Consider the following 20,883-nt stretch of genomic DNA (forward strand, 5'->3'; position numbering starts at 1 on the left):
AGTGGGCCGGAAAGGCCGTCATTTTGGGGCCGCGGCCCTGCCCGGGCAAATCCACCGCTCATCGGGGCCGAATAAGCCGGGTGTATATTCCGGCCCTACCACCCCAATCCGTCAGGAGGACACCATGTTGCGCTCGTTATCAGCGATGTTCGTAGTGCTCGGTTTGCTCTTCGTCGTCCCGCAACCGGTCCAGGCCCAGATCCAGCCGAAGGCCTATGCGCCGGAAAACTTGCGCAACCTGTCGCGCAGCGACCAGGAACGGGTCATCGGCCTGGAATATTCGGAACAGTCGCGCGGCCGCCGCATCCCAGGCGACCAGCTCAGGTTCTACCTGGACCAGGTGAACCGTTCCAATTGGGGCTTCAGCCGGATCAAGCAGGACATCGCCACTTCGCTGGGCGGCGGCGCCTGGAATCCGGGGCCGGCCCCGGGCAATTCGATCCTGTGCGAAAGCAACGACAAACGCCGCCGCCAATGCAATACCGGTTTCCGTGGCCGCGCGGCGCTCAGCCAGAACATTTCCGACACGCGCTGCATCGAAGGCCAGAACTGGGGCAGTGGCAACGGTTTCGTCTGGGTCGACCGGGGCTGCCGTGCGCGCTTCGTCGAAGGTTCGTTCGGGGGCGGCATCGGCGCCAAGGTGCGTTGCGAGAGCATCGGCAAGCGCTATCGCGAATGCAATACCGGTTTCCGTGGCCGCGCGGCGCTCACCCGCAAGCTTTCCGACGCGCGCTGCACCGAAGGCGAGACCTGGGGCCAGCGCAACGGCACGGTCTGGGTGGATCGCGGCTGCCGGGCCGAGTTCGTCGAGGGCAACGGCGGCTGGAACCCTGGCGGCGGCAACAGCAACTACAGCGTGCCCTGCAGCAGCCAGGGCAACCGCCGCGCCACTTGCGCATGGAACAGCCGCTATGGCCGCCCGTACCTGATCCAGCAGATTTCTTCCGACAGCTGCCGCGAAGGTACGAACTGGGGCTACCTGGGCAACCAGATCTGGGTGGACCGCGGCTGCCGCGCGCGCTTCGGCGCTCGCTGAGCGCCGGTTCGTTCGCTCAACGGGACTCTCGTTCGATGAGAAGCGCCGCCCTCGAGGCGGCGTTTTTCTGGATCAGGAGGCGGCGCCCCAGGGCGCCGGCGGCGGCGCGACCGGCGTGGACAGGTCGAACTCGACCCGGAACAGCCGGCCATCAGGGCGACTGAGTTCGTAGACGAAATTCTTCCCCGGGACGATTTCCATCGCCCAGGTGTTGGATACCGAGGCCGTACTGCCTTCGCGCCGGAACAGGGCCACCGATTCGGCATCGACCGGGAATTCCTGCCGCCCTGCTTCGCCGGGCGATGCGGTGTCCCCGCCGTACATCGTCAGCACGTCCGCGCTGCCGTCCCGGTGCCGATGGTCGTGTTTCAGGCGAAGTCCGGTCGCAGTGCGGGTGACCACCCAGGTACGCGAATGGTCGTCGCCGACATGGAACGGCACCCGCAGTTCCCTTGCCGGCTCGTCGCAGCCGCGCACATGCATGACCAGCGCCTTGCCGTCGAATGGATCGGGCGCGGTCGACGCGGGGGTATTGGCCACGATCCGGCCGGCGAACGCCCGGTCGCAGTGCGCAGCGAGGGCCGCCATGAAGATATCCGCTGGAGACGGCGCGGCAGAGGATGCGTCGGGAACCGTCGTGTCGGAAGTCGTGGAACAGGAGGCAAGCCACAGCGTGGCGACGAGCAGGAGAGGTTTTTTCATGCCTGCACCCTAATGGGTATGCATATCCGGGCTCAAGAGAAAAAATGAATCGTCATTCCCGCGAAGGCGGGAACCCAGTGACTTGAAGCTTTAAATCCAGCGACTTCAAGCTCAAAGCTCAAAGAGCGAAAGTCGCTGGGTTCCCGCCTTCGCGGGAATGACGAACTTATTTCCAACGCGGCCCTGAAGCAGAAAACGCTTCAGGTAGAAGAAGACGGCGCCGCAGGCGCGGCAGGCTTCGCTTCCGTCTTGCTCTCGGCCTTCGGCGCACTCGCCGTTTCAGTGGCTGCTGGCTTGGCATCGCCAGAGGTCTTGCTCTCGGACTTGCCTGTGCCTTCGCTGCCCTCGCTCAGGTTGCGCTTCTTGTCGCCGTCTTTCTTGAAGTCGGTTTCATACCAGCCGCTGCCGGCAAGGCGGAATGAAGGCGCAGTGACCTGGCGTCTGACCTGATGCGCGCCGCAGGAGGGACAAGTCTCCGGATCGGGATCGGACATCTTCTGCAGACGGTCGAAACTGTGGCCGCATTCGGCGCACTGGAAGGCATAGATAGGCATGGAGGTCGAGGCAGTTCGTGCGGGTCGTGTCTGAAGTTGGGCCGAAGTGGCCGGGAAGCAAGCCTGGCAGTCTAGTCGTACAGCGCCGACCACTCGGCCTCGGCGGTCGCGAGCGCGTCGCGAAGCTGGCTTTGCTCGCGCCCGATTTCGGCCACCCGCGCGCCACCGTTGGCGTAGACGGCCGGATCGGCCATCTCGGTTTCCAGCGCGGCCAGCCTGGTTTCCAGCTCGGCCACGCGCGCTTCGGCCTGGGCCAGCTTGTGCGGATTGACCTTCTTCGCCGGGGTCGCCGGTTTGACGACCGCCGCAGGTAGCGGCGTTTCCGGGATCTTCGGCGCCCTGTTGCCTTGCGCGGTGGCGCGGCTGCGCAGCCAGGCGGCGTATTCGTCCAGGTCGCCGGCGAACGGTTCGACCACGCCGTCGGCCACGCGCCAGTAGGTTTCGCAGACCAGGCCGATCAGGTGGCGATCGTGGGAGACCATGACGATGGCGCCTTCGAACAGGCTCAGTGCCTCGGCCAGCGCCTCGCGCATCTCCAGGTCCAGATGGTTGGTCGGTTCGTCGAGCAGCAGCACGTTCGGCTGGCGCCAGGCGATCAGCGCCAGGGCCAGGCGCGCGCGTTCGCCGCCGGAGAAACCATCGACGCTTTCGAAGGCGCGGTCGCCGGGGAAATTCCACTTGCCGAGGAAATCGCGGAAGGCCTGCATCGGCGAATCCGGCGACAGGTCGCGCAGATGATCGATCGGCGATTGCGCGGGTTTCAGCGATTCCACCGTGTGCTGGGCGAAGTAGCCGATGCGCACGTCCGGATGGCAACTGCGGTCGCCATGGATCGGCTCGAGATCGCCGACCAGGGTCTTCACCAGGGTCGACTTGCCCGCGCCGTTGACGCCAAGCAGGCCGATGCGGTCGCCCGCTTCGAGGCCGAAGGCAATGTCCTTGAGGATCACGGTATCGCCATAGCCGGCGTCGACATGGTTCAAGCGAATCAGCGAGAACGGCAGGCGTGCGGGCTGGGCGAATTCGATGGTCAGTTCGCGCTCGGCGCGCACCGCTTCGGTGCCGGCCATCTTGGCCAGGCGCTTGACCCGCGACTGCGCCTGCTTGGCCTTGGCCGCGCTGGCGCTGAAACGGTCGATGAAGCTCTGCAGGTGGGCGCGCTCGGCCTGCGATTTCTCGTGGGTGATCTGCTGCAGGCGCAGTTGCTCGGAACGCTGGCGTTCGAACGCGGTGTAGTCGCCGGTATAGAGTTTCGCCTTGCCGCTGTGCAGGTGCAGTGTATGGGTGGTGACGTTGTCCAGGAACTCGCGGTCGTGCGAGATCAACAGCAGCGTGCCCGGGTATTTCAGCAGCCACTGTTCCAGCCACAGCACCGCATCCAGGTCGAGGTGGTTGGTGGGTTCGTCGAGCAGCAACAGGTCGCTGGGCGTCATCAGCGCGCGCGCCAGGTTCAGGCGCACGCGCCAGCCGCCGGAGAACGAGGAAACCGCGCGCTGGTGGGTATCGCCGGGGAAACCCAGGCCATGCAGCAGCTTGCCGGCGCGGGCCGAGGCGTCGTAACCGTTGACCTCTTCCAGCCGGTGGTGGGCCATCGCCACCGCTTCCCAGTCCTCGTCGGCCAGGGCCTTGGCCTCGGCGCGCAGGGCGGCGGCGACATCGACATCGCCGGCCAGCACGAACTCGATGGCCGGGTCCGGCAGCGACGGGGTTTCCTGGGCCACGCTAGCGATCCGGACCTTGCCAGGCAGGTCGATATCGCCCTTGTCGGCCTCGATCTCGTTGCGGATCGCGGCGAACAGGCTGGACTTGCCGGTGCCGTTGCGGCCGACCACGCCTACCCGATAACCGGCATGCATGGTCAGGTCGACATCGGACAAAAGTAGCCGTTCGCCCCTGCGCAGCGCGAAATTTCTTAGTGAAATCATTTAGATAGCGCCGAGCCGGCGGAGTGGGAATAAGGACATGAGCAGAAGTTCTGCGACCCGATTCTACTCCTTAACAAATAATTGACGTTATGTTGTGGCGCAGCAGATCCGTGAATCCGCGGTTCCGCCTTGCAGTTGTGCCGTCCCATCCAGGTAGTTCTTTCCCGTTTTTCGTACTGGAGTACCCATGAATCGCAAGCTCTCCCCCCTGGCCACCGCCATCGTCCTGGCGCTTTCCGCGTCTTCCGCCTTCGCCCAGGAATCCGCTCCCGCCAGCGCCCCGGTCGCCAATACGCTGGATACGGTCATCGTCACCGGTACCCGGGTCAGCGACCGCACCGTGGCCGAATCGCAGTCGCCGATCGACATCATCACCCCCGAGGCGCTGCAGGCGACCGGCACCACCGAGCTGGCGACCGCCCTGGCCCGCGCCCTGCCCTCGCTGAACTTCCCGCGCCCTGCCATCACCGACGGCACCAGCGGCGTGCGCCCCGCGCAGCTGCGCGGCCTCTCGCCGGACCAGGTGCTGGTGCTGGTCAACGGCAAGCGCCGCCATATCTCCGCGCTGGTCAACGTCAACGGCAGCATCGGCCGCGGCTCGTCGGCGGTGGACTTCAACGCCATCCCGATCGCCGCGATCGAGCGCGTCGAAGTGCTGCGCGACGGCGCCTCGGCGCAATACGGCTCCGACGCCATCGCCGGCGTGGTCAACATCGTGCTGAAGGGTTCCGGCAAGGGTGGCAGCCTGGCCGTCGACTTCGGCCAGTATTCGGCGGGCGACGGCAAGCAGACCCAGCTCTCCGGCGACACCGGCCTGCCCTTCGGCGGCGACCGCGGCTTCCTGAACGTGGCCGGGCAACTCACGCAACAGGATGAAACCGACCGCGCCGGCCCGTACCAGGGCACCTCGCCGAACACCGGCAACAATCCGGCCATCGGGCAAGTCGCCTACATCTACGGCGATCCGAAAGTGGACGCTGCAGCGGTCTCGGCCAACGCCGGCTTCGCCTTCAACGACCACATCAACGGTTATGCCACCGCCATCGCCAGCAACCGCGACATCATCTCGTTCGCGTTCTACCGCTCGATCGGCCACAACCCGCTGGTGCCGCAGGTCTATCCCGACGGCTACGTGCCGGAGATCAACCAGCTGTCGCAGGACCGCTCGCTGGTGGCGGGCGTCAGGGGCGACACCGACAGCGGATGGAAGTGGGACCTGAGCTACAACTACGGCTACAACCACCTGGCCTTCCATACCCAGAACAGCATCAATTACAGCCTGGGCGTGGACAGCCCCACGCGCTTCTACGATGGCGCGCTGGAGTACACCCAGAACGTGGTCAACGCCGATGCCAGCAAGACCCTGGACTGGGGCCTGGCCTACCCGGCCACGCTGTCCTTCGGCGCCGAGTACCGTCGCGAGAAGTGGAACCAGTCGCCCGGCAACCCGGATTCCTATACCAGCGGCGGCGCTCAGGGCTTCGGCGGGTTCACCCCGATCAACGCCGTGCATTCGGATCGCGACAGCTACGCGGTGTACGCAGGCCTGGAAGCCGACATCACCGAGAAGTTCTCGGCCGGCGTCGCCGGTCGTTACGAGGACTACTCCGACTTCGGCAGCGAAACCTCGGGCAAGCTGTCGGCGCGTTACGCATTCACCGACAAGGTCGCGCTGCGTGCCACCGTCGCCAGCGGTTTCCGCGCTCCGGCGCTGGCCCAGCAGTACTACCAGGTGGTGACCTCGCAGTACAACGCCAGCGTCGACCGCTTCTTCGAATCGGGCACCTTCCCGGCCACCGGCGCCGTGGCCCAGGCGCTGGGTGCCGATGCGCTGACCGCGGAAACCTCGCTGTCCTACGGTCTGGGCCTGGTGCTGCAGCCGGTCGACAGGCTGTACATCACCGTCGACGCCTACCAGATCGACATCGACGATCGCATCGTGCTGTCTTCCAACCTGTTGCTCGGCGACAACCCCGCCGCGCAGGCGTTGCTGGCCAGCCTCGGCATCAACGGGGTCACCAGTGCCCGCTACTTCACCAACGCGGCCGACACCCGCACCCGCGGCGTCGACGTCATCGGCAGCTACAGCATCCCGTTGACCAACAGCGACCTCAACCTGACCGCCGGCTACAACTACAACGAGAGCGAGATCGTGCGCATCGCCCCGAATCCGACCGAACTGACCGACCTGGGCGCCGACCTGCGGCGCATCGGCCGCGACGAGGAAGGCCGGATCGAGGAAGGCTATCCGCGCGACAAGGTCACCCTGTCGGCGAACTGGAAGCTGGCCCAGTGGGACTTCAATCTCGGCGCCACCCGCTACGGCGAATTCACCACGCGCGTCAGCGAGACCGGCAATCCCGCCAACGACCAGACCTATGGCGCGACCTGGATAGTGGACGCATCGGCCAGCTATCGTCCGGGCGAGAACTGGACGCTGACCCTGGGCGCGGACAACCTGCTCGACGAGTATCCGGACCGGACCCTGTTCGCCAACTCCAACAGCGGGCAGTTCCCTTACAGCAGCCAGTCGCCGGCAGGCTTCAATGGTTCCTACCTGTACGGGCGCATCAGCTACAAGTGGTGAGGACGCGGCGAAGTCCCGCGCCGTAGATGAAGCCAGGTGCCCCGGCAATGCCGGGGCATTTTTTCTTTTCCGTAGGAGCGCCCCTTGGGCGCGATGCTCTTCCGCAACCTGGCCGAAGAGCATCGCGCCCAAGGGGCGCTCCTACGGGATGATCCATTCCGTGAGCGGTGAAGAACCTGTTTTTCCCTGGTCAGGATGAACGCCATCGCTCGTTCCGATTTGTCCTGAAACAACGCATCAGCGACACTTGTTCCCACTCAGACCCCTGCTGGAAACCGGATGCCCCATGACACCGACCTGATCGACCTCGTAGCCGTTGGCCTGGCCCTTGCCTTCGTACTGGGCGCGCTCGCCAACAAGCTGCGCTTGTCGCCACTGGTCGGTTACCTGATCGCGGGCATCATCGTCGGCCCCTTCAGTCCCGGCTTCGTCGCCGACCAGGAACTGGCCACGCAACTGGCCGAGATCGGGGTGATGCTGCTGATGTTCGGCGTCGGCCTGCATTTCTCGCTGAAGGACCTGATGGAGGTCAAGGCGATCGCGATCCCCGGCGCGGTCGTGCAGATCGCGGTGGCGACGGTGCTGGGCTGGGCCCTGGCCTGGGCCATGGGCTGGCCGACCGTGCAGGGCATCGTGTTCGGCTTCTCGCTGGCGACCGCCAGCACCGTGGTCCTGTTGCGGGCCATGGAAGAGCGCCGCCTGCTGGAAACCACCCGCGGCAAGATCGCGGTGGGCTGGTTGATCGTCGAGGACCTGGCCTGCGTCCTGGCGCTGGTGATGATGCCGGTACTGGCCGACGTGTTCGGCGAGCAGGCGGGCAGCGGCACCCAGACCTTCGGCAGCATCGCGGTCAGCATCGGCTGGACCCTGGTCAAACTGGGCGCGTTCGTGGCGGTGATGCTGGTGGTCGGGCGCCGTGCGATCCCGTGGATCCTGGAACGCATCGCCGGCACCGGTTCGCGCGAGCTGTTCACCCTGTCGGTGCTGGCCATCGCCCTGGGCGTGGCCTTCGGTTCGGCCAAACTGTTCGGGGTGTCGTTCGCGCTGGGCGCGTTCTTCGCCGGCATGCTGCTCAACGAATCGGAACTGAGCCACAAGGCGGCCAACGATTCGTTGCCGCTGCGCGACGCGTTCGCGGTGCTGTTCTTCGTCTCGGTCGGCATGCTGTTCAACCCGGCCATCCTGATCGAGCATCCGTGGCAGGTGCTGGCCACCACCGGCATCATCCTGTTCGGCAAGTCGCTGGCCGCGTTCGTGATCGTGCGCGCCTTCGGCCACTCCAACGGCACCGCGCTGACCATTTCCGCCAGCCTGGCCCAGATCGGCGAATTCGCCTTCATCATCGCCGGCCTCGGCGTGTCGCTGAAGATCCTCTCGCCCACCGGCCAGGCCCTGGTGCTGGCCGGCGCGCTGATCTCGATCATGCTCAACCCGATGATCTTCATGCTGCTGGATCGCTGGGAAGCCAAGCACAAGCGCCTGGAGCCCGCCGCGATCGTGCCGGAAATGCCGCCGGGCCCGTCGCTGGACCTCACCGACCACGCCATCGTCATCGGCTACGGCCGGGTCGGCAGTTCGCTGGCCGATGTCCTGCGCGAGCGCGGCGTGCCGGTGGTCATCATCGACGACAACGAACAGCATGTGGAGCGCGCGCACGCGGCCGGCATCCCCGGCATCCGCGGCAGCGCCGCCGCCGACCGGGTGCTGGCCGAGGCGCATCCGGAAAAAGCCAAGATCGCGATCCTCGCCATTCCGCAACCGCTGGAAGCCGGCGAGGCGCTGGCCAAGCTGCGTGCGATCAACCCGTCGCTGACCCTGCTGGCCCGCGCGCACAGCGATGCCGAAGTGAAGCACCTGCTGGAACACGGCGCCGACGGCGCGGTGCTGGCCGAACGCGAGCTGGCCTATTCGCTGGCGGAGATGGTGATGTCGACGCCGCCCTACCGTGCGCTGCGCAAAGCCGAGGCGCCCATGTAGGAGCGCCCATGGGCGCGAGCTCTTGATTTTTGCCGCGACCGGATCGTAGAACTCGCGCCCATCGGGCGCTCCTACGACGATGGCGACCTTTCCTGCCGGCACGCGAAGAATCAAAAAAAGCCCCGGAGATCCGGGGCTTTTTGTTTACGGTCCTGATGCTTCGCTCGGGCGCTCAGCGCGCCTCGATGGTGAACTTGGTGAAGGCCACGCCCAGGTCCCAGCCCTGACCCTTGCCGGCGAGGGCCAGCGAAACATCGCCATTGGTCATGGCCTGCGCATGCGCGGCTTTTTCCGCGCCGGCATGGGCCTCGACCGAAGCGTAACTGCCCAACACGTCGCGGATGTTGTTGACCCGGGCGAATTCGCCGGTGCCGTTCTGGATCTTCGTCTTGCCGACAGTCAACCCGCCGCCTTTCGCGGAAATCTTCACCGCAAGGCGGCTGCCATCGCTGCAGGTCACGGTGCCGGTGCCGGAGGCGGTCTTGTAGAACACCGACCAGCCGGACATGTTGAAGCTGAGCTTGCAGGTCTGCGCGGCCTGCGCCGCGGGAGCGAGCGCGAACAACGCCAGTGCCAGGGAAGTGCCGATCAAGGTCTTGTGCATGTGCCTGCTCCATGGAAAGGGGCAGCCACGATGCCGGGTCGCGGCTGAATCCCAGTCTGCTCGCGACCCGGTAGCGACGGGCGGTCCGGATCAGGCCTTGTCGAAGGCCAGCCCGGCACCCCGGGCGTGGATCCGGATCGTGTCGCCGCTGGCGAATTCCCCGACCAGGATCTTCTGCGCCAACGGGTTCTCCAGTTGCTGCTGGATCGCGCGCTTGAGCGGACGCGCGCCATAGACCGGATCGAAGCCCGCGTTGCCGAGCAGTTGCAACGCACTGTCGTCCAGTTCGATGCGCAGGCCGCGTTCGGCCAGGCGCTTCTCCAGGCCGTGCAACTGGATTTTCGCGATCTCGCGGATCTGCGCCTTGTCCAATGGATGGAACACGACGATGTCGTCCAGCCGGTTGATGAACTCCGGGCGGAAGTGCGCCTGCACCACCGCCATCACCGCGGCCTTCATCTGCGTGTACGCCTCGGCCGAATCGGCATCCGACCCGCTGTTGTCGGACAGGTCCTGGATCTGGTGCGAGCCCAGGTTGGAGGTCATCACGATCACCGTGTTGCGGAAGTCCACGGTGCGGCCCTGGCCGTCGGTCAGGCGGCCGTCGTCCAGCACCTGCAACAGGATGTTGAACACATCCGGGTGCGCCTTCTCCACTTCGTCCAGCAGGATCACCGAATACGGGCGCCGGCGCACCGCCTCGGTCAGATAACCGCCTTCCTCGTAACCGACGTAGCCCGGGGGCGCGCCGACCAGGCGCGAGACCGCATGCTTCTCCATGAATTCGCTCATGTCGATGCGGATCATCGCGTCGTCGCTGTCGAACAGGAATCCGGCCAGCGCCTTGCACAACTCGGTCTTGCCCACGCCGGTGGGACCGAGGAACAGGAACGAGCCGGACGGCCGGTCCGGATCGGACAGGCCGGCGCGCGCGCGCCGCACCGAATCGGACACGGCCTTGATCGCTTCCTCCTGCCCGACCACGCGGCCGTGCAGCGCGTCTTCCATGTGCAGCAGCTTCTCGCGCTCGCCTTCCAGCATCTTGCTCACCGGGATCCCGGTCCAGCGCGACACGACTTCGGCGATCTCTTCGGCGGTCACCCGGTCCTGGACCAGGATGAAATCCTTGCGATCCACTTCCTGCGTGGTCTGCAGCTGCTTCTCCAGCTCCGGCAACAGGCCGTACTGGATCTCGCTCATGCGCGCGTAGTCCTGGTGGCGCTGGGCGGCTTCCAGTTCAAGCCTCGCTTGTTCGATCTGTTCCTTGATCTTGGTCGAGCCCTGCAACGCGGCCTTTTCCGATTTCCAGATCTCGTTGAGATCGGAGAACTCGCGTTCCAGCACTTCGATATCCGCTTCCAGGTCGGCGAGACGCTTCTTCGATTCGTCGTCTTTTTCCTTCTTCAGCATCTCGCGCTGGATCTTGAGCTGGATCAGGCGGCGCTCCTTGCGATCGAGTTCCTCGGGCTTTGAGTCGATCTCCATGCGGATGCGCGAGGCGGCCTCGTCCATCAGGTCGATGGCCTTGTCCGGCAACTGGCGGTCGGCGATGTAGCGATGCGACAGTGTGGCCGCTGCCACTATCGCCGGATCGGTGATCTCCACCCCGTGGTGCACGGCGTAGCGTTCCTTCAGGCCGCGCAGGATGGCGATGGTGTCTTCCACCGTCGGTTCGCCGACGAAGACTTTCTGGAAGCGGCGCTCCAACGCAGCGTCCTTCTCCACGTACTTGCGGTATTCGTCCAGCGTCGTCGCACCGATGCAATGCAGCTCGCCGCGCGCCAGCGCCGGCTTGAGCATGTTGCCGGCGTCCATGGAGCCCTCGGCCTTGCCCGCGCCGACCATGGTGTGCAGCTCGTCGATGAACAGGATCACCTGACCGTCGGTCCTGGACAGGTCGTTGAGCACCGCCTTCAGGCGCTCTTCGAACTCGCCGCGGAACTTGGCGCCGGCGATCAGCGCGCCCATGTCCAGCGACAGCACCCGGCGGTTCTTCAATCCCTCCGGCACCTCGCCATTGACGATGCGTTGCGCGAGCCCCTCGACGATGGCGGTCTTGCCCACGCCGGGTTCGCCGATCAGCACGGGATTGTTCTTGGTCCGGCGTTGCAGGACCTGGATGGTGCGGCGGATTTCCTCGTCGCGACCGATCACCGGATCGAGCTTGCCGGATTCGGCGCGTTCGGTCAGGTCGATGGTGTATTTCTCCAGCGCCTGGCGCTGCTCTTCCGCGTTCTCGGACTGCACGCTCTCGCCTCCGCGGATCTTCTCGATCGCCGCTTCCAGCCTGGCCTTGTCGGCGCCAGCGGCGCGCAAGGCCATGCCGAGGGGCCCCTTGTCGTCGACCGCGGCGAGCACGAACCATTCGCTGGCGATGAACGCGTCGCCACGCTGCTGGGCCAGCTTGTCGGTGAGGTTGAGCAGGCGGTTGAGGTCGTTGCCGATGGAAAGATTCCCTTCCTGTCCGCTGACCTTGGGCAGCTTGTCCAGCGCCTCGACCAGGCGCTCGCGCAGCACCGGCACGTTGACCCCGGCCTGGGCCAGCAACGGTCGCGTGCTGCCATCCGACTGGTCGAGCAAAGCGGTCAGCACATGCACCGGTTCGATCATGTTGTGGTCGCGGCCCACGGCCAGCGATTGCGCATCGGCCAGCGCCTGCTGGAAGCGCGAAGTGAGTTTGTCCATCCGCATCGGGATCTACCTCTGGAAAGGGGGGCCGGCGTGCCGGCAATGCTATCCAGATGCGGTTGAAGGCACGGTGATTCAAGCCCGCCGGGCTCCCGCAGGAGCGGGCCTTGCCCGCGATGCTCTTCGTCGGGATCGTCGATGCGGGCCGAAAAGCATCGCGCCCAAGGGGCGCTCCTACGGGGAATTCCGACGACCCGCTTTTGTAGGAGCGGGCCTTGCCCGCGATGCTCTCCGTCGGGATCGGCGATGCGGGCCGAAAAGCATCGCGCCCAAGGGGCGCTCCTACGGGGATTTCCTACGACCCGCTTTTGTAGGAGCGGGCCTTGCCCGCGATGCTCTTCGTCGGGATCGTCGATGCGGGCCGAAAAGCATCGCGCCCAAGGGGCGCTCCTACGGGGAATTCCTACGCCCCGCTTTTGTAGGAGCGGGCCTTGCCCGCGATGCTCTTCGTCGGGATCGTCGATGCGGGCCGAAAAGCATCGCGCCCAGGGGGCGCTCCTACGGGGAATTCCGACGACCCGCTTTTGTAGGAGCGGGCCTTGCCCGCGATGCTCTTCGTCGGGATCGTCGATGCGGGCCGAAAAGCATCGCGCCCAGGGGGCGCTCCTACGGAGAATTCCGACGACCCGCTTTTGTAGGAGCGGGCCTTGCCCGCGATGCTCTTCGTCGGGATCGTCGATGCGGGCCGAAGGGCATCGCGCCCAAGGGGCGCTCCTACGCGGTCGGCCGCTCTTCAGGCTTCTGCAACGACAACAGTCCCAGCAACAACGCCAGCGCCGCGTACGCACCGGCGAACTGCCACATGATCGCCTTCGGCAGGCCGGCCAGGTCCCATGGGAAGTAGATGCCGCCACGCGGATCCACCGAGTGGATGAAACCGAACAGTGCCAACGCCGCGCCGATCAACAACGCCAGCACCGCGTGGCGCATGCGGCCGTCGATCATCGCCACCAGCGCCGTGGTCCAGATCATCGCGGTGATGATGAAGCCGTTGCCCAGGGTCACGATGGTGGCCAGGTCGGGCAAGCCATGGCCGTTGGCGTCGCTGTAGAGTTCCGCGAACTTCTCCGGCGCTATCCATGCCGGATTGCCGAGCTTGATGTTGAGCAGATAGGCGATGGAGGGCAGGAAGCCGAGCGCAACCGCGATCGCGTGCTTGCGCGGGGTTTCGTGGAAGGCCTGCACGGTGATGTCCAGGCCGACATAGACGATGATCGGCGCCAGCACCGCCAGCGGCAGCCACTGCACCAGCCCGGAGACGTAACCGAAGATGCCGCCCAGGCCGATGAACAGGCCAGTGAGCAAGGTGTAGCCGCTGCGCGCACCCATGTGCTTGTAGGCGGGCTGGCCGATGTAGGGCGTGGTCTGCACGACGCCCCCGCAGAAGCCGGCGACCAGGGTTGCGACCGCTTCGACCAGCAGCACGTCGCGGGTGCGGTAGTCGTCGCCCGCGGCGCGCGCGCTTTCGCTGACGTTGATCCCGCCGACCACCATCAGCAGGCCGAACGGCAGCAGCAATGGCAGGTACGGCACCGTGTACGCCAGGCCATCGAGGAAACCCAGCGTCGGCAGCGGCAAGGTGAAACCCAGCGGCACCGCCTGCGGCAGTGCGAACCCCGGCGTGCCGAGTCCAGCCAGCCCCAGCCCGTAGTACAGCGCGGTGCCGACGATGAAAGCCAGCAGCACGCCGGGAATCCTGACCGGCAGCCTGCCCTTGGCGACCAGCACGTACAGCAACAGGCCGAAGGTGACGAAGCCGACCACCGGCGAGCGCAGGGTTTCGATCAGCGGCAGGAAGCCGAGCAAGGTCAACGCGGCGCCGCCGATGGAACCCAGCAAGCCCGCGCGCGGCACCATCCGCGTCACCGCATCGCCGAAGAACGACAGCACCAGCTTCAACACGCCCATCACGATCAGCGAGGCCATGCCCAGCTGCCAGGTGGCGAGGGCCGCGGCGTCCGCCTGCATGCCCTGCTGCTTGAACGCCACGAACGCCGGCCCCAGCACCAGCAGGGCCATGCCGATGCTGGTCGGCGCATCCAGCCCCAGCGGCATCGCGGTGACGTCGTCGCGCCCGGTCCTCGCCGCCAGCCTGCGCGCCATCCACGTATAGATCAGGTTGCCGACCAGCACGCCCAGCGCGGTGCCCGGGAACATCCGCTGGTAAACGATCTCCGCGGGAAACCCGAAGATGCCGATCAAGGCCATGGCGATGAAGCCGAGGATCGACAGGTTGTCGACCACCAGCCCGAAGAAGCCGTTGAGGTCGCCGGCTACGAACCAGCGGCGGGGGTGGGCTTGAGTAGTGGACATTCGGGAACTCGACTGGTCGGGGGTGGTTGGGATGCTGCTGTTGCCTTTGACTTTGCGGAATCCCGTCCTGCTTGCGAACCCAACGGCTTCATCGTTGGGCGCGAGGTTAGGGCGGCTTTCTTTTGGTTACTTTGACCAGCCCTTCGGGCTGTTGAAAGGCGCCTCTTTGCCGTTCAAAGAAAAGTGACTCGCGCTTCAGCGCGAAAGCTTTAATGTCGGAGGTTGACGCGAAAAGCGCCCCCATCCGCCTTCGGCACCTTCCCCCGCAAGCGGGGGAAGGGTTGCTACTTTGTTTCCGCGAGTGTTTGCGCGAACGTGTCCCCTCATATTGAAGAGATGCAGCTTAAAACGACACTTCCACCGCCTGCTTCGACCACAACACCGACTGGTGCTTCGTCGCCTGCTTCCACGCCAGCCGGATCGCCTCGATATCCGCCGTCCGCTGCGGCGTGTCCTCGTGCAGGATCACCAGCACCTTGGTGTTGAGCCGGTTCGGCTCCTTCGCCCCGCGAAACAGCCACTGGCCATATGCATCGAAGACGGTAAGCCCATCGGGAAAGCGCGGCGTCACTTCCTTGTCCAGGAACGCGCGCCACTGCGCCTGACTGATCGGTTCTGCCTGCGGACGGTCGGCCGGACCCGTTTCCTCGCCAACCCCGAAGTACAGTTCGCTGCGCACCCAGCCCAGGGCCTGCGCAGGCCGCGCCACGTCGCCCTGCAAAGTGGCCGAGACGCCCGTCGGCGCAGGTGCGGCGCGGGGTTGGGTGACGCACGCGCTCAGCCCGACCAGCATGGCGAACAGCGTGCCGCGTAAAAGGGTGCCGCGTAGAACCATGTCGTCGCTCCTGAAAACAGCCGCTACTCTGGTTTCATCTTACCCGCACCCGAAATAACCGTAAGGCATGAGCTGATGCGCAAAGCCCATGCCGCAAGCATGTCGCTGCCCCGCTTATGCAATTAAGGTATCTGCATTACGAAACGATAACGCTCGACGAAGGCCCGACGAACTTGAACCTCCCTTCCATTCGTCCGCAATGCTGTCGCGGCTGAGCCCTCGTCCCGCGCTATCCGCACCCGATCCGAAAAACCTCCAGGAGCCCCCCATGTCCCGTCCCCTCGTGACGCCGCTCGGCGTCGCCATTGCCCTGGCACTGACCAGTCCCGCCTTCGCGCAGGAGGCAGTCCAGGCGCAGGCAGAAGCCACCAACCTCGACACGGTCATCGTCACCGGTACCCGCGCCACCGACCGCACGGTGCTGGAATCCACTTCGCCCATCGACGTGCTGAGCGCCGAGGACATCCGCAAGGCCGGTGTGTTGAACGGCGAACTCGGCAGCGCCCTGCAAGCCCTGCTGCCCTCGTTCAATTTCCCGCGCCAGTCCAACTCGGGCGGCGCCGACCACGTGCGCGCCGCGCAGTTGCGCGGGCTGAGCCCCAACCAGATCCTGGTCCTGGTCAACGGCAAGCGCCGGCATACCAGCGCGCTGGTCAATACCGACAGCAAGATCGGCAAGGGCACCACGCCGGTCGATTTCAACGCGATCCCGGTCAGCGCGATCAAGCGCATCGAAGTGCTGCGCGATGGCGCCGGCGCGCAATACGGTTCCGACGCGGTCGCCGGCGTGATCAACGTCATCCTCGACGACGCGCCCGAAGGCGGCGCTTATGAAGCGGGCTTCGGCGCGCATCACACCGATATCGAACCGATCGACCGGACTGTCACCGACGGCCAGACCAGTTTCGCCAGCGCCCAGGTCGGCAGTGGCCTCGGCGACGGCGGTTTCTTCCGCGTGGGCGTGGAATTGAAGAATCGCGAAGGCACCAACCGCGCGGGCTTCGACCAGATCCCGTTCTTCGAAGAACAGACCCCGGACAACCTGGCCCTGGCCGGCCAGCGCAACTATTCCCTGGGCGATGGCGAATCCAGGGCCCTCAACGCCTGGCTCAACAGCGCGGTGCCGGTCGGCGAGCACGCCGAGTTCTACGCCTTCGGCACCTGGCACCAGAGCGACACCCGCGGCGCCAACTATTTCCGCTATCCCGATGGCGTGGCCAACTGGAAAGAGGTGTATCCCGAGGGCTACCGCCCGATCTCCATCGGCGAGAACCTGGACGTGGCCGGCGTCGCCGGCCTGCGCGGGCAATGGGGCGACTGGGACTACGACGCCAGCCTCAACTACGGCCGGAATGCCTTCACCTACCGTCTCGAAAATTCGCTCAATGCCTCGCTCGGCCCGGGCAGCCCGACCCAATTCAAGACCGGCGATTACGAATTCCAGCAGACACTGGCCAACTTCGACGTGAGCCGCGGCTTCGATGCCGACAGCAACCACCACACCTTCGCCACCGGAGTGGAATTCCGCCGGGAGCAATACGATACCGGCGCCGGCGATCCCGCGTCCTACGCGGCCGGCCCCTACACCGACCGCCCCACCGGCTCGCAGGCCGGTGGCGGACTCACGCCGCAGGACGTGGCCCACCTGTCCCGCGACGTGGCCAGCGCCTATGCCAGCCTTTCCAGCCAGTTCGGCGAGAAATTCAGCACCGACGTCGCCGCGCGCTACGAGCATTACGACGACTTCGGCGGCGAGCTGACCGGCAAACTCGCCGCGCGCTACGAATTCGCGCCCGCGTTCGCGCTGCGTGGCTCGGTGTCGAACAATTTCCGCGCACCCTCGCTGAGCCAGATCGGCTATGAAGCCACCTCGACCGGCTACGACGCCTCCGGGCAACTGCTGCAGGGACGGCTGCTGTCGGTGAACAACCCGATAGCGCAGGCGCTGGGCGCACGGCCGCTGGATCCGGAGAAATCGGTGAACCTCAGCCTCGGCTTCACCAGCCGGATCGGCGAGCACTTCGACGTTTCGCTGGACGTGTTCCGCATCGACATCGACGACCGCGTGGCCCTGACCGAACGGATCAGCGGGGACGCGCTGACCGAATTCGTCCTGGAAGAGTTCGGCGTGCCGGGTGTGCAGAGCGTGAACTTCTTCATCAACGCGGCCGATACCCGCACCGAAGGCGCCGAGCTGGTCGCCAACTGGCGGCAGAAGCTGGGCAGCGGCGACCTGCTGCTGAGCGGCACCTACAGCTATGCGAAGACCGAGATCAAGCGCATCGCCGCCACGCCAGCCGAACTGCAGGCGCTGGACCCGGACTACGTGCTGTTCGGCATCGAGGAAAGCAACACCCTGACCGATGCCGCACCACGCACCCGTGCGTTGCTGTCGGCCAACTGGGCGAGCGATCAGTGGAATCTGCTGACCCGGGTCAGCCGCCACGGCAGCGCCACCCGCATCTTCAACTTCGGCGGCGGCTTCGAGCCGAAGCAGACCTACGGTGCCGAGTGGCAGCTGGATGCGGAAGTGGAATACCGGATCACGCCGAAATGGAGCATCGCCCTGGGCGGGCAGAACCTGACCGACGAATACCCGGACCGTTCCATCGACGACATCGCCTACTTCGGCAACCTGCCCTACGACGTGCTGTCGCCGATCGGCAGCAACGGCGCCTACTACTACTCGCGGATCCGCTATACGTTCTGATCGCGCACCCTGCAGGTGCGGCGCCTTTGTAGGAGCGGCGCAAGCCGCGAAGTCTTGAAACCCAGGGCTTCATGACTTCGCGACTTGCGTCGCTCCTACAACGAGCGTCGCTCCTAAGCGCTGGTCGTTACAGGAAACGGTTGCGCTGGGCTTCGGTAGGAACCGTGCAGCTTGTCGTGCCGAACCAGCGGTAACGATTGCGCGCGACCATCCTGTACAACGGATCACGCAGGAAGCGCGGGATCAGCGCGATGAGCGCCGCGATTCTCCATGGACCGCCCAATCCGGTGAGCACGCACCGTATCGCATCGCTGTCGGTCCAGGCACGGCCTGGTTCCATGCCCTCTGTTTCCACCAGCAGGAAAGAAGCCGGATCATCCGGATCGAGTCCGTGGCCGGCCAGCAGCGCGCGGCCGGCGTCCGATTGCATCGAAGCGAAACGATAGCGACCCCGGTCGCGCTTCAGCAGGAAACGCACCCAGCCGTTGCACAGCACGCAGACGCCGTCGAAGACGATGACCGGGGCCGCGGCCGCCCTATGCCGACGGGACATCGAGCCAGCCCCGGTAACGCACCAGCAAGCCGGCTACAGGCAAGGCCGCGCGCACGTCGAAACAGTAACGACCCGCCTCTTCCGATTCGTGCGCGACGACCCCATCGAACCAGCGCGCCGGCAGCGGCAGCCCGAGCGCCGCCACCCGTGCCACGCGCCAGACAATGGCGCCACGCTCGACCGACAGGCGGAAACCGAACGTCGCCAGGCCCAGGCGTTCGCACAGCAGGCCATCGGCGCTCCACAAGCGCGACGGCATCGCGTGTCCGTGGATATGCCGGGTCCATTTCTCGCACTGTTCCCGTGCGTCGATCTCGACCCGCACTTCGCCTTGACTGGCAGGCGGCAATCGCGTGGCCCAGGCCAGCACGCGCGCGATCGGATGGGCGCCACGCTCGACCTGCACCTGGCCGCGATAGAGCCGCAGGCCCGGCGCCAGGTGCAGGGCCTTGAGCAGCGGCGACAAGCTGTCGAATCCGGTGCCCAGCACGCGCTGGAACAGCGCGTCGCTCATGGGGCCATCCACACCACGGTCGCCATGCGCCCGGTGCGCCCGCCCGCCTCGGAGGTGCTGCGGCGATGCGAATAGAAGCGCTGCGGATCGGAAATCGTGCACAGGCCGCCGCCGTGGACGCGGCTGATGCCGAGTGCCGCCAGGCGCTGGCGGGCGAGTTCGTAAAGATCGACCCGCCAGTGCCCGGGACGCGTGGCTGCGAAAGCGGATGCGGCGCGCGCGTCCTGCGAGACGAAGGCATCGAATACCTCTTCGCCGATTTCGTAGGCCTGCGGCCCGGCCGCCGGCCCCAGCCAGGCGACGAGCTTCGCGGCGGGCGTATGCATCGCCGCGACCGTGTTTTCCAGCACGCCGCTTGCCAGCCCGCGCCAGCCGGCATGCGCCGCGCCGATCTCGCCGCCATCCTCGGCGGCGAACACCACCGGCAGGCAGTCGGCGGTGAGGATGGCGAGGACCACGCCGGGAGTCGAGGTTACGCAAGCATCGGCGATGGGTTCCGCGCCTTGCGCAACGCCATCCGGATCGAAGCGCAATACCTCCGTCCCGTGCACCTGCCGCAGCCAGTGCGGGGGCGACGGCAGTTCGAAGCGCTCCACCAGCTCGATCCGGTTGCGATCCACGATGACCGGATCATCGCCATCGGCCGCATGCCGGTTACCCAGATTGAACTCGTCGAACGGCGCCACTGAAGCCCCTGCACCATGGCGCAACGTGGTGAAGGCATGCACGTTCGCCGGCACCGGCCACTGCGCCCGCAACGCCGCGCTCATCGCTGCTTCTGCGCCTCGCCGTCGGCGCGCAGCGCGGCGAGCAGGTTGAGCATGTCGGCGGGCACGGGCGCGGACACACGCAAGGATTCGCCGCTGGTCGGATGCTTGAACTCCAGGATTTCCGCATGCAGCGCCTGGCGCTTGAAGCCGCGCAACGCGGCGACCAGCTCCTCGGTGGCGTGCTTGGGCAGTTTCAGCGGGCCGCCGTAGAGCGGATCGCCGACGATCGGGTATTTCAGGTGGGTCATGTGCACGCGGATCTGGTGGGTGCGGCCGGTTTCCAGGCGGCATTCCAGCGCGGTATGGGCACGGAAACGTTCGCGCAGGCGGTAATGGGTGACCGCGTCGCGGCCTTGCTCGCGCACCGACATGCGGATGCGGTCGCGCGAATGGCGATCGATCGGCGCATTGACGGTGCCGCCGGAGACCATCGAGCCGACCACGATCGCCAGGTACTGGCGATGCACCTCGCGCGACGACAACTGCTCGACCAGCGCGGTGTGCGCCGGCAGCGTGCGCGCCACCACCATGACCCCGCTGGTGTCCTTGTCCAGGCGGTGGACGATGCCGGCGCGCGGGATCGTGGACAGCGACGGGTCGCGGAACAGCAAGGCGTTGACCAGGGTGCCGTCGGGATTACCGGCGCCGGGATGCACCACCAGGCCGGCGGGCTTGTTCAGCACGAACACGTCGGCGTCCTCGTACAGCACCTCGATCGGGATGTCCTCGGGCAGGGCATGGGTCTGGGTATCCAGGATCACGTCCAGGCTGGCGGTCTCGCCGCCGCGCACGGAGTCGCGTCCGCGCACGATTCCGCCATCCAGGCGGGCATCCCCGGACTTGATCCATTCGGACAGGCGGGTGCGCGAATACTCGGGGAACAATTCGGCCAGCACCGCGTCGAAACGGCGCCCGGCGGCACTGGCCGGAACCACGGCGGTGCGCGGGGAATCGTCTTCCGGGGTGTCGGAGGAGTCGGAATCGTCGATTGGGGGGGTGTCGTTCATGGCTTTGCAGGCGGCATGTTGGCCGCACGTTCATGGCTTGGGCAGCGCCTAGGCTATCATCGCCGTTCCGTTTCCCCGCCGCGGCCTTCCGCCAGCCCATGACCCAGC

15 protein-coding genes are annotated in these 20,883 nt (G+C 66.1%); 4 read left to right on the forward strand and 11 right to left on the reverse strand.

The window, feature by feature from the left end; all coding sequences use genetic code 11:
• Positions 1-145: 145 nt before the first annotated feature.
• Positions 146-1,036, forward strand: coding sequence for a DUF3011 domain-containing protein (locus tag CSC74_RS14560; protein ID WP_246193278.1), 891 nt, complete (start codon positions 146-148; stop codon positions 1,034-1,036).
• 72 nt (positions 1,037-1,108) lie between these two features.
• On the opposite strand, the gene CSC74_RS14565 is transcribed toward CSC74_RS14560, so the two are convergent.
• The 3 genes from CSC74_RS14565 to CSC74_RS14575 all read right to left on the reverse strand — a co-directional run bounded on the left by CSC74_RS14565 (position 1,109) and on the right by CSC74_RS14575 (position 4,217).
• Complete coding sequence (locus CSC74_RS14565) at positions 1,109-1,738, reverse strand: hypothetical protein (RefSeq protein WP_162315211.1); 630 nt, start codon at positions 1,736-1,738, stop codon at positions 1,109-1,111.
• 200 nt (positions 1,739-1,938) lie between these two features.
• Complete coding sequence (locus tag CSC74_RS14570) at positions 1,939-2,292, reverse strand: FmdB family zinc ribbon protein (RefSeq protein ID WP_162315212.1); 354 nt, start codon at positions 2,290-2,292, stop codon at positions 1,939-1,941.
• Between the two features lie 71 nt (positions 2,293-2,363).
• The gene (locus tag CSC74_RS14575; RefSeq protein ID WP_162315213.1) at positions 2,364-4,217 is read right to left on the reverse strand and encodes an ABC-F family ATP-binding cassette domain-containing protein; all 1,854 of its coding nucleotides are present in this window, start codon (positions 4,215-4,217) and stop codon (positions 2,364-2,366) included.
• Between the two features lie 187 nt (positions 4,218-4,404).
• Here CSC74_RS14575 and CSC74_RS14580 point away from each other — a divergent pair, with 187 nt between their 5' ends.
• Together CSC74_RS14580 and ybaL are read left to right on the forward strand one after the other, a co-directional pair.
• On the forward strand, positions 4,405-6,804 hold the full coding sequence (locus CSC74_RS14580; protein WP_162315214.1) for a TonB-dependent receptor plug domain-containing protein: 2,400 nt from the start codon (positions 4,405-4,407) through the stop codon (positions 6,802-6,804).
• Positions 6,805-7,083: 279 nt separating this feature from the next.
• Positions 7,084-8,781 carry a YbaL family putative K(+) efflux transporter gene (ybaL, locus tag CSC74_RS14585; protein WP_162315215.1) on the forward strand — a complete coding sequence of 566 codons (1,698 nt, stop codon included), beginning with the start codon at positions 7,084-7,086 and terminating at the stop codon, positions 8,779-8,781.
• Between the two features lie 172 nt (positions 8,782-8,953).
• Here the strand turns inward: ybaL and CSC74_RS14590 are convergent, their stop codons facing one another.
• The 4 genes from CSC74_RS14590 to CSC74_RS14605 form a co-directional block, all read right to left on the reverse strand.
• Positions 8,954-9,385, reverse strand: coding sequence for a hypothetical protein (locus CSC74_RS14590; protein WP_162315216.1), 432 nt, complete (start codon positions 9,383-9,385; stop codon positions 8,954-8,956).
• A 90-nt stretch (positions 9,386-9,475) separates the two neighbouring features.
• Complete coding sequence (gene clpB / locus CSC74_RS14595) at positions 9,476-12,076, reverse strand: ATP-dependent chaperone ClpB (protein ID WP_162315217.1); 2,601 nt, start codon at positions 12,074-12,076, stop codon at positions 9,476-9,478.
• Between the two features lie 711 nt (positions 12,077-12,787).
• Positions 12,788-14,386 carry a SulP family inorganic anion transporter gene (locus CSC74_RS14600; protein ID WP_162315218.1) on the reverse strand — a complete coding sequence of 533 codons (1,599 nt, stop codon included), beginning with the start codon at positions 14,384-14,386 and terminating at the stop codon, positions 12,788-12,790.
• Between the two features lie 343 nt (positions 14,387-14,729).
• On the reverse strand, positions 14,730-15,221 hold the full coding sequence (locus CSC74_RS14605; RefSeq protein ID WP_162315219.1) for a DUF3574 domain-containing protein: 492 nt from the start codon (positions 15,219-15,221) through the stop codon (positions 14,730-14,732).
• 268 nt (positions 15,222-15,489) lie between these two features.
• On the opposite strand from CSC74_RS14605, the gene CSC74_RS14610 reads away from it, so the two are divergent.
• Positions 15,490-17,931 (forward strand): TonB-dependent receptor plug domain-containing protein, encoded by a 2,442-nt coding sequence (locus CSC74_RS14610; protein WP_162315220.1) that lies wholly within the window; start codon positions 15,490-15,492, stop codon positions 17,929-17,931.
• Between the two features lie 127 nt (positions 17,932-18,058).
• Here CSC74_RS14610 and CSC74_RS14615 read toward each other — a convergent pair whose 3' ends face one another.
• Genes CSC74_RS14615 through rluD form a run of 4 tightly spaced genes read right to left on the reverse strand, consistent with a single transcriptional unit; the run spans position 18,059 to position 20,775 of the window.
• Positions 18,059-18,484 carry a thiol-disulfide oxidoreductase DCC family protein gene (locus CSC74_RS14615; RefSeq protein WP_162315221.1) on the reverse strand — a complete coding sequence of 142 codons (426 nt, stop codon included), beginning with the start codon at positions 18,482-18,484 and terminating at the stop codon, positions 18,059-18,061.
• A complete protein-coding gene (locus CSC74_RS14620) occupies positions 18,468-18,998 on the reverse strand; it encodes a DUF4166 domain-containing protein (protein WP_162315222.1) in 531 nt (176 codons plus the stop codon). Before CSC74_RS14620 ends, CSC74_RS14615 begins: the two co-directional genes overlap by 17 nt.
• Positions 18,995-19,768: a peptidoglycan editing factor PgeF gene (gene pgeF, locus CSC74_RS14625; protein ID WP_162315223.1), complete on the reverse strand. Its 774-nt coding sequence runs from the start codon at positions 19,766-19,768 to the stop codon at positions 18,995-18,997. The genes CSC74_RS14620 and pgeF overlap by 4 nt, the downstream gene beginning before the upstream one ends.
• Positions 19,765-20,775 carry a 23S rRNA pseudouridine(1911/1915/1917) synthase RluD gene (gene rluD, locus CSC74_RS14630; protein ID WP_162315224.1) on the reverse strand — a complete coding sequence of 337 codons (1,011 nt, stop codon included), beginning with the start codon at positions 20,773-20,775 and terminating at the stop codon, positions 19,765-19,767. The genes pgeF and rluD overlap by 4 nt, the downstream gene beginning before the upstream one ends.
• Positions 20,776-20,883: the final 108 nt, after the last annotated feature.

It is taken from the genome of Pseudoxanthomonas yeongjuensis, assembly GCF_010093345.1.
GTDB lineage: Bacteria > Pseudomonadota > Gammaproteobacteria > Xanthomonadales > Xanthomonadaceae > Pseudoxanthomonas_A > Pseudoxanthomonas_A yeongjuensis.